Origin of the sequence: Erwinia plantamica (genome assembly GCF_043420595.1) — a bacterium.
GTDB classification, from domain to species: Bacteria; Pseudomonadota; Gammaproteobacteria; order Enterobacterales; family Enterobacteriaceae; genus Erwinia; species Erwinia aeris.
Genome location: NZ_JBGCUC010000015.1, coordinates 68,759 through 82,593, shown reverse-complemented (window position 1 = coordinate 82,593; position 13,835 = coordinate 68,759). Strand labels below are relative to the sequence as shown.

Annotated in this window: 12 protein-coding genes; 7 read left to right on the top strand and 5 right to left on the bottom strand. The window is 57.6% G+C overall.

Going from position 1 to position 13,835, the window contains the following annotated elements; genetic code table 11:
* The first annotated feature begins 6 nt into the window (after positions 1–6).
* The 5 genes from kduD to AB3U87_RS16055 all read left to right on the top strand — a co-directional run bounded on the left by kduD (position 7) and on the right by AB3U87_RS16055 (position 3,062).
* Positions 7–768, top strand: coding sequence for a 2-dehydro-3-deoxy-D-gluconate 5-dehydrogenase KduD (kduD, locus tag AB3U87_RS16075; protein ID WP_253456414.1), 762 nt, complete (start codon positions 7–9; stop codon positions 766–768).
* 42 nt (positions 769–810) lie between these two features.
* Positions 811–1,452, top strand: a complete 642-nt coding sequence (locus tag AB3U87_RS16070) for an RpiB/LacA/LacB family sugar-phosphate isomerase (RefSeq protein ID WP_301252843.1) — start codon at positions 811–813, stop codon at positions 1,450–1,452.
* Between the two features lie 349 nt (positions 1,453–1,801).
* On the top strand, positions 1,802–2,257 hold the full coding sequence (locus AB3U87_RS16065) for an SgcJ/EcaC family oxidoreductase (RefSeq protein WP_253456419.1): 456 nt from the start codon (positions 1,802–1,804) through the stop codon (positions 2,255–2,257).
* Between the two features lie 172 nt (positions 2,258–2,429).
* A complete protein-coding gene (locus tag AB3U87_RS16060) occupies positions 2,430–2,612 on the top strand; it encodes a hypothetical protein (protein ID WP_253456422.1) in 183 nt (60 codons plus the stop codon).
* Between the two features lie 108 nt (positions 2,613–2,720).
* Entirely contained in the window at positions 2,721–3,062 is a 342-nt protein-coding gene (locus AB3U87_RS16055) for a hypothetical protein (protein ID WP_253456425.1), read from the top strand.
* Positions 3,063–3,341: 279 nt separating this feature from the next.
* Here the strand turns inward: AB3U87_RS16055 and azuC are convergent, their stop codons facing one another.
* Together azuC and mntP are read right to left on the bottom strand one after the other, a co-directional pair.
* Positions 3,342–3,419: a stress response protein AzuC gene (azuC, locus tag AB3U87_RS16050; RefSeq protein WP_367317866.1), complete on the bottom strand. Its 78-nt coding sequence runs from the start codon at positions 3,417–3,419 to the stop codon at positions 3,342–3,344.
* 172 nt (positions 3,420–3,591) lie between these two features.
* Complete coding sequence (mntP, locus tag AB3U87_RS16045; protein ID WP_253456428.1) at positions 3,592–4,158, bottom strand: manganese efflux pump MntP; 567 nt, start codon at positions 4,156–4,158, stop codon at positions 3,592–3,594.
* 371 nt (positions 4,159–4,529) lie between these two features.
* On the opposite strand from mntP, the gene AB3U87_RS16040 reads away from it, so the two are divergent.
* Entirely contained in the window at positions 4,530–4,772 is a 243-nt protein-coding gene (locus tag AB3U87_RS16040) for a DUF1158 family protein (RefSeq protein WP_125289315.1), read from the top strand.
* A gap of 211 nt (positions 4,773–4,983) precedes the next feature.
* Here AB3U87_RS16040 and mgtA read toward each other — a convergent pair whose 3' ends face one another.
* Positions 4,984–7,629: a magnesium-translocating P-type ATPase gene (gene mgtA / locus AB3U87_RS16035; RefSeq protein ID WP_394149715.1), complete on the bottom strand. Its 2,646-nt coding sequence runs from the start codon at positions 7,627–7,629 to the stop codon at positions 4,984–4,986.
* Between the two features lie 619 nt (positions 7,630–8,248).
* On the opposite strand from mgtA, the gene AB3U87_RS16030 reads away from it, so the two are divergent.
* On the top strand, positions 8,249–9,688 hold the full coding sequence (locus AB3U87_RS16030) for an alpha/beta hydrolase (protein WP_394149713.1): 1,440 nt from the start codon (positions 8,249–8,251) through the stop codon (positions 9,686–9,688).
* Here the strand turns inward: AB3U87_RS16030 and AB3U87_RS16025 are convergent.
* Positions 9,676–10,725, bottom strand: a complete 1,050-nt coding sequence (locus tag AB3U87_RS16025; protein ID WP_394149712.1) for an AI-2E family transporter — start codon at positions 10,723–10,725, stop codon at positions 9,676–9,678. The genes AB3U87_RS16030 and AB3U87_RS16025 overlap by 13 nt on opposite strands.
* A complete protein-coding gene (locus tag AB3U87_RS16020; protein ID WP_394149710.1) occupies positions 10,725–13,832 on the bottom strand; it encodes an efflux RND transporter permease subunit in 3,108 nt (1,035 codons plus the stop codon). The genes AB3U87_RS16025 and AB3U87_RS16020 overlap by 1 nt, the downstream gene beginning before the upstream one ends.
* Between the last annotated feature and the right edge of the window lie 3 nt (positions 13,833–13,835).

Here is a 13,835-nt window from a genome sequence, read left to right as displayed (position 1 = left end):
AACTGCATGATTCTTGACGATTTTTCTCTACAGGGAAAGGTGGCTGTGGTCACCGGTTGTAATACCGGCTTAGGGAAAAGTATGGCAGTGGCTCTGGCACAGGCGGGCTGTGACATCGTGGCGATTAATCGCCGCGATCCCGCCGATACCGCGGCGGAAGTCGGCGCAACGGGAAGACGCTTTCTCAGCTTGCAAGCCGATCTCGGCCGTCAGGATCGGCTGTCATCACTGTTGGAACGTGCGGTAGAAGAGATGGGGCATATCGATATCCTGGTCAACAACGCGGGTTTGATCCGCCGCGAAGACGCGCTGAACTTTAGCGAACAGGATTGGGATGACGTGATGAACGTCAATATCAAGACGCTGTTCTTTTTATCGCAGCTGGCCGCCCGTCAGTTCATTAAGCAAGGGAGCGGCGGCAAGATTATCAATATTGCCTCGATGCTCTCTTTCCAGGGTGGCGTACGCGTGCCTTCCTATACCGCGTCGAAAAGCGCGGTGATGGGGCTGACGCGTCAGCTAGCCAACGAGTGGGCGAAATACGGCATCAACGTTAACGCGCTGGCGCCGGGTTATATGGTCACTAACAACACGGAGCAGCTACGCAGCGATGAAGAGCGCAGTGCGGAAATTCTGGCGCGTATCCCGGCTGGCCGCTGGGGTACGCCGCAGGATTTAATGGGTCCGGTGATTTTTCTGGCATCAAAAGCCGCTGACTACATCAACGGCTATACCCTTGCGGTAGATGGCGGCTGGCTGGCGCGCTGATGCGCCATCGGCCTCTCAATGACTGAATACTGGAGAACAAAGATGAATATTGCACTGATGATGGAAAACAGCCAGGCGGCGAAAAACGCCGTGGTGCTGGAGCAGTTACAGGCCGTAGCGGCGCAGAATAAAGACGCGGTGTTTAACGTCGGCATGAGCGACGAGAACGATCATCATCTGACCTATATCCACTTAGGCATTATGGCCAGCATTCTGCTGAACGCAAAGGCGGTAGATTTCGTGGTCACCGGCTGCGGCACCGGTCAGGGCGCGCTGATGTCGTTAAATATCCATCCTGGCGTGGTTTGCGGCTACTGCCTCGATCCGGCGGATGCGTTTCTGTTTGCGCAAATCAATAACGGCAACGCGCTGTCGCTGGCCTTTGCCAAAGGCTTTGGCTGGGGCGCCGAGCTGAACGTGCGCTATATGTTTGAAAAGGCCTTTACCGGCCGCCGGGGCGAAGGCTATCCCGTCGAGCGTAAAGAGCCACAGGTACGCAACGCCGGTATCCTCAATCAGGTAAAAAGCGCGGTAATCAAAGATAACTATCTGGATACGCTGCGCGCAATTGACCCGGAACTGGTGAAAACCGCCGTCGGCGGCGAACGCTTCCAGAAATGCCTGTTTGAACAGGGCAAAGATGCAGAAATCATTGCCTGGGTTAAGCAGCTATTACAGAAATAAAAACGTTGGTGGTCGGCTTCGGCTGACCATCTTTTTTTACCCGCCCGGCTCCTGTCGTTTGCAATGCTCTGCTTATCCACACGGCGCATTTTCGCTATAAAAACCCTGCCTTTATCTCATCTTATTAAAAAAACACCCGGATAATATAAATCATGTTATTCATCTTTATTAATGCCGTTAATAATAAATAAACAATTAACGCAGTGCTTACAATAAAGAATGCTTATTGACGTGATCTATATCAACCCTCTGGCATAGCCTTTTCCCATCGCTGCGAACGTTTAATATGCGTTTATTAGCTTCTGGTATTTTAGCTTTATTAAAAACACAGATACTACGGAGATAATTAATGAAGGCTGGATTAATTGGTTTGATGATTGCCGGCGTGCTTACCAGCTCGGCGGCTTTTGCTCAGGAGAGTACTTCCTGCGTTAAAATGACCGAGCAGGAAGTTGCCTCTATGTTCGATCGCTGGAACGATTCGCTAAAAACAGGCGATGCCAACACCGTTTCGCAGAACTATCTGTCAGATGCCGTGCTGCTGCCAACGCTGTCGAACAAAGCTCGCCTGACGGACGAAGAGCGCGTTGATTATTTTAAAAAATTCCTGGCGAAGAAGCCGGTTGGCCATATCGACAGCCGTACCGTTCGCATCGGCTGTAATAAAGCTATCGATACCGGCACCTATACCTTTACCTTTGGCGATGGTTCTAAAGCCGCCGCGCGTTATACCTTTACCTATGCATGGGACGGACAGAAATGGCTTATTTCAAGCCATCATTCCTCCGCCATGCCCGAAGGTTAAGATTGCTGTCTCCACGGTTGAGATCGTGGAGACTTTTGCACCTCCTTCTTATTCCTCCCGCTAAAACTATTCAGGCGCCATAAAACACCGTTCCCGGTGATGGTTACTAAAATCGCCTTTCTGACCATGTAGAAGACGCTGCACTACCAGCCAGCTTTCCTGCCCGGGACTGGTGATAGCGGGCGACGATCGCGTCAATCCGCCGCCGCAGGGCATTGCGCTGTTTGATATCGTGGCGGCGGCAGAGAAAAAGCTGCATGTAGAAGCGGAGGCAAAACGTTACGCTCGCTACAGCGGCCCGCGCTTCGATCACCTCATCGCGCAGCAGATCGACTGGTACAGAGCCTGGCTCTGAATTAAAGTATTTACTCTTCAGGCGTACGGTGCCGGCCCGCTACGGAAGCGCTATCCTTAACGGGCCATGCCGAACCGGCCGAACGTAAATCCTTGTGAAGGAGCAAATATGAAAAAAATAATGCTGCTGCTTGCCGCTCTGGCGGTAACTGGCGCAGCGCAGGCTGCAGACTCAGACGATCCGGCCCAGGGCTATATCGCTAACCTTTGTACGCTGGTGACGCAGGATAAAGCAGCCGACTCGGCGGATGGCTATATCACCAAGCTGAAAGCGCTGCACATGCGCGGCCAGTCGCCTTCCGCGCAGGAAAAACCGGACTTTGACGAAGACGAAGCCCGAACCGTGGTTGCTGCCTGGATGAATCTGAGCGAAGACCAGAAGAAGCAGGCCAGCCAGAATATGGAAGCCTGTCAGAGCGCTACGCTGGACGAGTACCAGAGCCAGGATTAATGGCCTTTCGCCCTGCTGGCTGTGACGCAGTCAGCAGCGGCGGCTTCTTTTTGACTGCGTGGCGTCATCAAAACCGGCGGGCGGCAGAGAACGCAGGCGTAGCAAGCCAAAGCGGTCATTGTCATCAGCAGACCGGAAGCGATTGAAAAGCGAAGAGCGTGTTAGCGAGCTGAAAACGATTGAAACGTGGGATAAGCGAAGAAAATTTTAGCGGGGTAACAGGTGATAACCATCGGTCTTTCCCTGACCGCGGCTATCGAGGGTTTCGGGCCGGAGCCATTAATACATAGCGCCTGGCGGTACGTGTTTAAATGTTTCAACATAGCTACGGAACACGTAATTGATAACTTTTTTCATTTTTTGCACCTGAAATTCAACTTTTATTGATAGAACGCAAAAAAAGTATACAAGAAGCGCACTTTCCAGGCAAATAAATTTGAAGCAGATCACATAATTCGCAAGATTATGCGAAAGCGAACCTAAACAAAAGCTAAACGAGACGGGTAAACCCGGTCTTTTGTCTGCACCTTTACAGGATGCCCAGGTGCTCAACCAGGATACTGGTGCCAATGCCAATCAGCACCACGCCGCCGAAAATCTCCGCCCACTTGCCCATCACCGGGCCAAGAAAACGGCCTAACAGGATGCCCGCCGAAGCCATTACCAGCGTCGAAGCGCCAATCGCCAGCGCGGTCGTCACAATATTCACCTGCAGGAAAGCCAGGCCGACGCCGACGGCCATGGCATCCAGACTGGTCGCAACGGCGGTCATCGCCAGCAGCCAGAATCCGTGACGCTGGGGCGCTTCGCACTCTTCATCCTTTTTACGGAAACCTTCCAGAATCATGCGGCCGCCAAGCACCAGCAGCAGCGTAAAAGCGACCCAGTGATCCCATGCCATTACGTAGCGGCTGGCTGCAATGCCTACGCCCCAACCAATCAGTGGCGTCAGCGCTTCAATCGCGCCGAAAATCAGGCCAATGCGCAGCGCTTCTCTCAGACCCGGACGCTGCAGGCTTGCGCCTTTGCCAATCGCGGCGGCAAAAGCATCCATCGACATGCCGAAGGCCAGAATAAGGGTTGCATATAGGTTCATTGTGGTTATACCGGTCTGGCGGTTATCTTCTCGCCCAGACATCAAAAGAACGGTTCTTGTTGAAGAAACAAGCCCCTCAGGCTTAATGTGCGTGCATCCTACCACGCGATTGCGCGTATAAAAAGACAATAAAATCAGTTGTTTAAGTATAGCCTTGGCTATACTTTTTAACGAATGCTAATTTCGCGCAAAAAAGAGGCGCAAAAACACTAAAGGAATTACCGGGTTATGATGAGCGACCTTTCAGCCGGTGGGGAATTACGCGCGATAAAAATCGCCAAAAAGCGCCGAAAAAATTCCCTGCGCGTGCAAGGTTGAACCCGCCAGCCGTTTACCGGAAAATGGCCGTCACTGACCGAGACGGAACCGCTATGAACAATCCTTTTCTGACCTTTTTAATGCCGATGAGCACGCTGATGCTGGGCTTTCTCTCCGCGCTGCTGCTGCCCGCCCCCTGGTTTGGCGTGGAGCTGACGCGCCGCCTGACCACGCTGTTTCATCTCAGCGATGTCGGCCAGCTCTATACGCTGGTGTTCTGCCTGTGGTTTTTACTATTAGGCGCGCTGGAATACTATGTGATTCGCTTTATTTATCTGCGGTTTATCAAGGTATAAACAAACTTTTGCCGGCCCTCCACGCGGGTTCCGGATCAGGTTGACGACGGCGCGGCAGGCTTCGTTTAAAGCTTCTGCCAACCGCGCCCGGCTCTATGCCTGCTCCTTTTCAGTGGCCGAAGATCATCAGCAGGCCGCTGGACAGGATAACTAACGCAACAAAGAACAGCACGATAGCAGTGATGGCGTTGTTATATTTCATCTTTCCTCCTCAGAACCACTGGCCGAAACGGCGGATGTAAAGGCGCTTCATTCCCTGCGTCATCAGGCAATAACCCAGCAGCGTCGCTACCAGCCACGGGAAGTAAGCCCAGGGCAGCGGCGTCAGCCCAACCGCTTCGCCCAGCGGTGAAAAGGGGATGGCGATCCCCAGCGCCATCACCAGCCCCGTCATCAGCATCACCGGCAGCGCCGCGCGGCTCTGGATAAAAGGGATCTTCTGCGTGCGCAGCATATGCACCACCAGCGTTTGCGACAGCAGACCTTCGACAAACCAGCCTGACTGGAACAGCGCCTGATGCTCCACGCTGTTGGCGGCAAAAACGTGCCACATCAGCAGAAAGGTGGTGACGTCAAACAGCGAAGACGTCGGGCCCATCCACAGCATAAAGCGGCCGATATTCCTTGCGTCCCACTTACGCGGCTTGCGCAGGAACGCCTTATCCATTTTGTCCCAGGGCAGCGCCAGCTGGGAAAGGTCATACATCAGGTTCTGGATCAGCAATTGGATAGCCAGCATGGGCAAAAAAGGCAGGAATGCGCTGGCGATCAGCACGGAAAAAACGTTGCCGAAGTTGGAGCTGGCGGTCATATTCAGGTACTTAATAATGTTGCCGAAAGTCTCGCGGCCTTTGATAACGCCCTGCTCCAGCACCATCAGGTTTTTTTCCAGCAGAATAATATCGGCAGACTCTTTTGCAATATCCGTAGCGCTGTCGACGGAAATCCCGACATCCGCCTCCCGTAACGCTGGCGCATCGTTGATGCCGTCGCCCAGGAAGCCGACCGTATGGCCGTTTTGTTGCAGCATATTCAGCACGCGGGATTTTTGTAGCGGCGTCAGGCGGCAAAAAATGGTGCGTGAATCCGCCAGCGTCGCCAGTTCGCGGTCATCCAGCCGCTCGATTTCGCTGCCGCACAGCGGCTCTCCTGGCTCCAGCCCGACATCGCGGCAAATTTTGCTGGTGATAATGGCGTTGTCGCCGGTCAGCACTTTTACCGTTACGCCGTGCTCGTGCAGGGCGGCAATCGCTTCTCTGGCGCTCTCTTTGGGCGGATCAAGGAAGGTCAGCAGGCCGCAAAGCGTTAAATCCCGCTCATCATCCTTGTGCAGCGGCAGCGTTAGCGGCATATCGCTCAGATCGCGTTCGCCGATAAGCAGTACGCGAAAGCCCTGCTGATTCCAGCGCGCCGCCTGTTGGCTCCACTGCTGACGCGCGGCCTCATCCAGCGGACGCCGTTCGCGTCCGTCCTGCCAGTGCGTGGCGACAGACAGCATTTCGCCCGCCGCGCCCTTGCAGATCAGTTTCTGCCGATCGTGTTCGTCCGCCACCACAATGGACAAACGGCGGCGTTCAAAATCAAACGGCAGCTCGTCGATTTTGCGATAGCGATGCAGCCCGCTAACCACCCATTTTCCCTGGCTGAAGCTCAGGATCGCCCTGTCCATCAGGTTTTTTACGCCGGTCTGATGGCGGCTGTTCAGCCAGGCCAGCTGCAAAACCCGATCGCTGCTGTGCCCGTGCGCGTCAAGATGCTGCGCCAGGATAATGCGATCCTGGGTCAGCGTGCCGGTTTTATCGGTACACAGCACGTCCATCGCGCCAAAATTCTGAATAGCGTTAAGCCGCTTCACCACCACTTTGCGCCGCGACAGGGCAATGGCGCCTTTCGCCAGATTAGAGCTGACAATCATCGGCAGCATCTCCGGCGTCAGGCCAACCGCCACGGCCAGCGCGAACAGCGTGGCGTCTGCCCAGTCGCCTTTGGTAAAGCCGTTGATAAACAACACCACGGGCACCATCGCCAGCATAAAGCGCACCAGCAGCCAGCTGACGCTGTTTACGCCGCGATCGAAAGCGGTTTGTGGCCGGCTGCCGGTCACGGATTTTGCCAGCGAGCCAAACCAGGTACGGTTGCCTGTCGCGACTACGACGGCGGTAGCCGTACCGCTGGCGACGCTGGTGCCCATCAGGCAGATATCGGGCCTGTTCAGCAGATCGTCATCTGGCTGGCACCGATCTGACGCGGCATGTTTTTCTACCGGCACCGCTTCGCCGCTTAGCGAAGCCTGGCTGATAAACAAATCTTTAGCGGTCAGCAGGCGCACATCTGCCGGCACCATATCCCCAGCCGACAGAAAAATCACGTCGCCGGGCACCACGTCCTGTAGCGCAACTTCCATTCTGACCGGCGCGGCGTTTTCGCTACTGCGGCGAATTGCGGTTGCCGTCGTACGTACCAGCGATTTCAGCGCTTCCGCCGCTTTATTGGTGCGGTACTCCTGCCAGAAACGCAGCAGGCCGCTGAGCGCCACCATGGTCAGCATGATGATAATGCCGGTAAGATCGGTCTCTTCGCCCTGCCGCAGCGGCAGCAGGTAATCCGTGAAAAAGCTGATGGCGGCCAGCACGATCAGGATCCAGATAAAGGGGTTATTAAAGGCCTGGATCAGCTGGATCAGCGCGTGCGGCGCCTGAGCCGTGGCGACCTCGTTTTTGCCATATTCCAACAGGCGCTCGCTGGCATCAGCGGCGGTCAAACCATTGCGTTGGGTGTGCAGACGAGCCAGCGTGCTGTCCAGGCTCAGTTTTATTTCTTGTGCGATAGCCAGATCGCGGGAGCGGGATTTTTTCATGTGCCTAATCCTTTATTTTTATTCAGGCGCAGAGAAGCGACCCTGCGCATGAGGATTTGATTTTTGGGGTCAGGATTGGGCGAGGCGGGGAAGAGGAAAAGAGGACGTTACGGGAAGCGTGTACGCTTAACTCTGCCTGTTTGCCATCGCCCGTCGCTGGTCGGAGGTTCTTTCATCGTTAATCCTTGCCCGGCGGCTGCGCGGGAGAAAAAAGTTATGACGGGGACGTAATGCTCAGGAGAGAGAAAAACAGTGCCCACCGGTTATCGGCAAGCAAACGGCGTAGCCTGCCTTATGAGTTAAAACGTAAAGGATGACTGTCCAATTATTGGCTCCGTTAAGGAAATCGCCGCCACTATAATCCCGCTTACCGGGGAAGTAAACCCAGACGGCGGCGAGCGAATTTTTCAGCGTAAACAATTATTTTTCATTTATAATCAATAGATTAAACTAATTTATAACCGTAACTAACCGCTGAGTTAATCTAAACCCTGACTCAACGAGTGCGATTTAATGGGTCACTTAGTGGGTACGGCACACCAGCGCGAATGATGACGATCAACGCTATCGTCCTGATTTCCTCTATACTTCCTGCGCAAATTTGCCAACGGGAACAGCCATGCTACAACGCACACGATTCTGGATAAGACGCCTGGTGTTACTGGTTGTCCTGCTGGCCTTCCTGCTGCTGGCGCTGCGTGTTGCCGTTACCGAGCGCGGGCCAGCCCTGGAGCCGTGGCATACCTGGCTGCCTGCCGAAATGAGCGACCGTCAGATGGACCGCAGCGACTGGTCCGCCTATTTGCGCAATGAGCAGCAGATCTTTGTCCGGATGAAAATCGACGTCAGACCGTCGGAAGACAGCGCGGATAGCTATAACCGTTATGCGGAGAAAAGCCCGGTTTATCCGGCGCGTTTCGCCACGGACTGGAACCGTTCTTATCAGCTATTGCCGCAGGGAAAGCCTCGCGGCGCGGTGGTGCTTTTGCACGGGCTGACGGATTCGCCCTATAGCCTGCGACATTTCGCCGCAGATTATCAGCAGCATGGTTATGTGGTGGTCGCCATCCGGCTACCGGGTCACGGCACCGTCCCGGCGGCGCTGACCCAAACCGAATGGGAAGACTGGCTGGCGGCGACCAGGCTGGCGGTGCGGGAAGCCCATCGGCGCATTCCGGCGGGCACGCCGCTGCAAATAATGGGCTTTTCCAACGGCGGCGCGCTGGCGATGAAATATACGCTGGACGCGCTGGAGGATCCCTCGCTGCCCGTGCCGAACCGGCTAATTTTGATTTCGCCGATGATTGGCGTCAGCAGCTATGCGCGCTACGCGGGCCTGGCCGGATTGCCTTCTCTGCTGCCCGCGTTTGCCCGTTCGGCCTGGCTGAGCATCCTGCCGGAGTTCAATCCCTTTAAATACAACTCCTTTCCGGTGAAAGCGGCGCGGCAGTCGTGGCTGCTGACCAGCGCGCTGCAAAGTCAGCTGCACCGCGATCGCGCCAGCCGTTTGCTGGACAAACTGCCGCCGGTGCTGACCTTCCAGTCGGTGGCCGATGCGACTGTCAGCACGCCCGCCGTGGTGCGCGGCCTCTATAATCTGTTGCCCGCTAACGGCAGCGAGCTGGTGCTTTTCGACGTTAATCGTTCGGTGGCGCTTTCTCCGCTGATGCGTCCCACGGCGCTGCACGCGGCGGATAATCTGCTGCCGGCGACGCCGCGCAATTACGCCGTTACGCTGGTGACCAACGCGGCGCCGACCAGCAACGATGCCGTTGCCCGCACCACGCCCGCGGGCAGCAAGGTGACCACCAGCGTGCCGCTGGGCGTCCGCTATCCGGCGGACGTCTATTCCCTCTCGCACGTGGCGCTGCCCTTTCCGTTCAGCGATTCGCTGTATGGCCGTCAGCCCGACCGGCCGAACGAGTTTGGCGTCAGCTTTGGCGTCCTGACGCCGCGCGGCGAGCGCAGCGTGCTGATGGTCAGCCTGGATATGCTGATGCGCCAGGCCTCCAATCCGTTCTGGTTCTGGATGCAGCAGCGCGTTAATCAGACGCTGTGAGGCCTGCCGTTGCCAGGAGGTCTGCCGTCGCTGAGCAGCAGCGCCAGCCGTTCGCCGCCCGGCGTCTGCTCCAGCGCTATCTTCACCACGATGGTCAGCGGCACGGAGAGCAGCATCCCGACCAGCCCCAGCAGCCAGCCCCAAAAAATCAGCGACAGAAAAACCACCAGCGTGGACAGGCCCAGCCCGCGCCCCATCCAGCGCGGCTCCAGCATATTGCCAATCACCAGATTAATCAGCAGATAGCCGACGGCCACCACCACACTTTCCCAACTGCCATTAAAGATTAAGGCCTGGATCACAGGCGGAACGGCGGCGATAACCGAGCCGATATTGGGGATGTAGTTCAGCGCAAATGCCAGCACGCTCCACAGCAGCGCAAAGCGCAAGCCCATCAGCCACAGCAGCAGCCAGACCACCACGCCGGTCAGCAGGCTGATAGCGGTTTTCAGGATCAGGTAGCGGCTTACGCTGTCGAGCGCCTGCTGGATAGCCGCCATGCCATCGCCGGGTCGGCTGAGGATCCGCCGTAGCTTTCCCGGCAGCAGCGGCGCTTCGAACAGCATAAACACCACCGTCATCAGCAGCAGAAAGATGCCGCTGATGGCGCCGGAAAGCTGCGATACCAGGCGACTGACCAGGTTGATGGCCGCGTTAGGATCGGCCAGCGCCATCGCTTCGCCAAAAGAGAACGGCACGCCAAAACGCGCCATCAGCTGCCGCGTCTCTTCCAGACAGGCAAGCATCACCAGCCGGTATTGCGGCAGCGTGCGGGCAAAGTCGTTAAGCATTGCCGCCAGCGTGGTCAGCAGCAGAACGCTTGCCAGCACGATAATGCCGATAATCAGCGCAACGGCCAGCAGCCTCGGCAGGCCAATCCGCTGCAACAACATCACCAGCGGATTGAGGATGACCGCCACGAACAGCGCCAGAATAAAGGGCACCACGATATCGGCCCCCGCCCGGATGCCCGCAAAAATAATGACCAACATGCCCAGCATCACAACGGCTTTCAATGCCCTGTCATGGTGGGCCATTAACGCGTTCCCCGGGGCCGTTTGCGCCACTCCCGCAGGCGCTGAATATGCAGCCAGAGCGCGGGAATAAATAAAATGCCAAACAGCGTGGCCGCCAGCATGCCGCTAAAGACCGTGATGCCGATAATCCGGCGGCTGGCCGCGCCCGCGCCGCTGGCCATCACCAGCGGCAGCACGCCGACGATAAAGGAAATGGCGGTCATCATGACCGCACGAAAACGCTGGCTGGCGGCCTGCTTCGCGGCCTGACCGATCGGCACGCCGCTGGCGCGGCGATCGCGGGCAAACTCGACCAGTAGAATGGCGTTTTTGGCGGCCAGGCCCATCAGCAACACCAGCCCAATCTGCGCATAGACATCGTTGGTAAAGCCCATCAGATGCAGGCCGGCTACGGCGCCTGCGGCGGCGAAAACCACCGACAGCATTACCGCCAGCGGCACGCTCCAGCTTTCATACTGCGCCACCATAAACAGCCAGGCGAACAGCACCGCCGCCAGATAGATCAGCACGGCCTGATTGCCGGTTTGCTGCTCCTGATACGACATGCCGCTCCAGCTGTAGTCGTAGCCTTCCGGCAGATGCTGCGCCAGCACCTCGGTCATCGCCTGCATCGCCTGCCCTGAGCTGACGCCCTGCGCGCCGCCGCCGCCGATCGCCAGCGCCGGAAACTGGTTGTACTGCATGATGTAAGGTGCGCCGAGCGACGGCTTCAGCGTAACCAGCTGATTCAGCCTGACCTGCGCGCCCGTGTCGCTACGCACGGTCAGCGCCAGCAGCTGCTCGCTGTGCTGACGAAAGCGCATCTCATTTTGCACCTGTACCCGAAACTGGCGGCCGTTCCGGGTAAAGTCGCCCGCCTCGCTGCCGCCGAACGCGGTTTGCAATACGGCAACAATTCGACTGACCGGCACCTGCATCAGCGCGGCCCGCTCGCGGTCAATGGTCAGGCTCATTTCCGGCACCGTCGCGCTGAACGTAGTAAATACCCGGCTAAGCTGAGGATGCTGGTTCGCCGCCGTAATCACGGCGTGGGCAGCCTGCGCCAGCGCCTGCGGCGACTGTCCTTCCAGCGCCTGAATACGCAGATCGAAACCGGCAGCGTTGCCCAGACCGCTGACCGGCGGCGGCACGAAAGCCATAATGGTGGCGGCAGGAATGGCGGCCAGCTGCTGCTGAAGCGGCGGCAAAAGCTGCGCGATGGATGGACGCTCGTGCCACGCTTTCAGCAGCACAATGCCGAAGCCGCTGTCGGGCGAATTACCGCCGCCCAGCAGGCTGAAACCGGTGATTTTGATCACGTCCGCCACCGCCGGATTTTTTTTCACGACCTGGTACATCTGCTCCATCACCTGCTGCGTTCTGGGCAGCGCCGCGCCTTCCGGCAGCTGAACGTTGATAAACAGGTAACCCTCATCTTCCTGCGGCAGAAAGCCATCGGGCAGCTGCTGATAGCTCATCCAGGTCACGACGCCTGCCGCCAGGATCACCGCAGCCGTGGTGATGGCGTAGCGATTAATTTTTTGCGTCAGCGCGACATAGCCGTCACGCGTCCGGTTGATAAAACGGTTGAGGCTCGCCAGCGGCCCTGTCGTCGGCACGACGCGCCGCCGCAGCAGACAGGCGCAAAGCGCGGGCGTCAGCGTCAGCGCGCAAACGCTGGACAGCACCATCGACGCCGACAGCGTGACGGCGAACTGCCGATAAAGTTCGCCCACGATGCCGGGCAGCACGGCAGTCGGCACAAACACCGCCAGCAGCACCAGCGTGGTGGCGATAACCGGCCCGGCAATCTGCGCAAGCGCCTTGCGCGTCGCCTCGGCTGGCGACAGCAGCGGCTCCTCCTCCATCAGGCGCTCGACGTTTTCCACCACGACGATGGCGTCGTCCACCACGATGGTCAGCGCCAGGATAATGGCGAACAGGCTCAGCGTGTTGGCCGAGTAGCCTGCCGCCAGCAGCACGGCAAAGGTGCCCAGCAGCGAAACGGGAATGGTCAACGCCACGATAAATGTCGCGCGCAGGCTTTGTAAAAACAGCCAGACCACCACCAGCACCACCACCAGCGTGACAAGCAGCGAAAGCGCGATCTCATGCAGCGTGGCGGTCACGGGCGTAGTGGCGTCAAACTTGATCTGATACGCCATATCCTGTGGGAAAACCCGCGCCTGCTCCGCCATTTCGGCCCGCACCGCTTTCGCCACGCTAAGCGCATTGGCGGCCGGAGCGGGATAGACCATCAGAAAAACGCCCGGCGTATTGTTCAGCGCGGCGTTAATCTGATAATTCTGCGCGCCCAGCTCGGTGCTGGCGATATCGCCAATACGTACCATGCCGCCGCGTGCGTTGCTGCGCAGTACAATCTGCGCAAAGGCTTCCGGCGTCAGCAGCCTGCCCTGGCCGCTGACGGTTAGTACGGTTTGCTGGGTCGCAGGCGTTGGCGCAGCGCCAATTTGCCCGGCGGCGGCCTGCACGTTTTGCTGCCTTAGTGCCTGCATCACGTCATCGGTCGTGATGTTTAACGCCTCCATGCGGTGCGGATCGAGCCAGATACGCATACTGTAATCGCGCGCGCCAAAGACCTGCACGTCGCCTACGCCATGGATACGCGCCAGCGCGTCGCGCAGACGCACCGAGGCGTAGTTGCTGAGAGAGAGCGTATCAAGCCTGTTGCCCGGCGACAGCACGCTGATGCTCATCAGAATATTGCTGGCCCGTTTCCGCACGGCGATGCCGTTTTGATTGACCTCAGCGGGCAGGCGGGTGCTGATTTGCGACAGCCGATTCTGCACTTCCACCGCCGCCATATCGGGGTCGGTGCCGCTGGCGAAGGTAATGCTCAGCTGATAGCTGCCGTTATTGCTGCTGGTGGACTCCATGTAAAGCATATTGCTGACGCCGTTGAGCTGCGCCTCGACCGGCCCGCCCACCGCTTCGGCCACGTCGCGGGCGCTGGCGCCGGGATAGATCGCCGACACGCTAATCACAGGCGGCGTGATCTGCGGAAACTGTTCAACCGGGATCGCTTGCAATGCCATCGCGCCGGTCAGCGTGATAATCAGCGCAATCACCATGGCGAATTTAGGCCGCCTGATAAAAAAGTTCAGCATAGG

Bases quoted from the DNA above. Each gene is read 5' to 3' on its own strand.
- kduD (WP_253456414.1), top strand. From the start codon at position 7: ATGATTCTTGACGATTTTTCTCTACAGGGAAAGGTGGCTGTGGTCACC.
- AB3U87_RS16070 (WP_301252843.1), top strand. From the start codon at position 811: ATGAATATTGCACTGATGATGGAAAACAGCCAGGCGGCGAAAAACGCC.
- AB3U87_RS16065 (WP_253456419.1), top strand. From the start codon at position 1,802: ATGAAGGCTGGATTAATTGGTTTGATGATTGCCGGCGTGCTTACCAGC.
- AB3U87_RS16055 (WP_253456425.1), top strand. From the start codon at position 2,721: ATGAAAAAAATAATGCTGCTGCTTGCCGCTCTGGCGGTAACTGGCGCA.
- azuC (WP_367317866.1), bottom strand. From the start codon at position 3,419: ATGAAAAAAGTTATCAATTACGTGTTCCGTAGCTATGTTGAAACATTT.
- mntP (WP_253456428.1), bottom strand. From the start codon at position 4,158: ATGAACCTATATGCAACCCTTATTCTGGCCTTCGGCATGTCGATGGAT.
- AB3U87_RS16040 (WP_125289315.1), top strand. From the start codon at position 4,530: ATGAACAATCCTTTTCTGACCTTTTTAATGCCGATGAGCACGCTGATG.
- mgtA (WP_394149715.1), bottom strand. From the start codon at position 7,629: ATGAAAAAATCCCGCTCCCGCGATCTGGCTATCGCACAAGAAATAAAA.
- AB3U87_RS16030 (WP_394149713.1), top strand. From the start codon at position 8,249: ATGCTACAACGCACACGATTCTGGATAAGACGCCTGGTGTTACTGGTT.
- AB3U87_RS16025 (WP_394149712.1), bottom strand. From the start codon at position 10,725: ATGGCCCACCATGACAGGGCATTGAAAGCCGTTGTGATGCTGGGCATG.
- AB3U87_RS16020 (WP_394149710.1), bottom strand. From the start codon at position 13,832: ATGCTGAACTTTTTTATCAGGCGGCCTAAATTCGCCATGGTGATTGCG.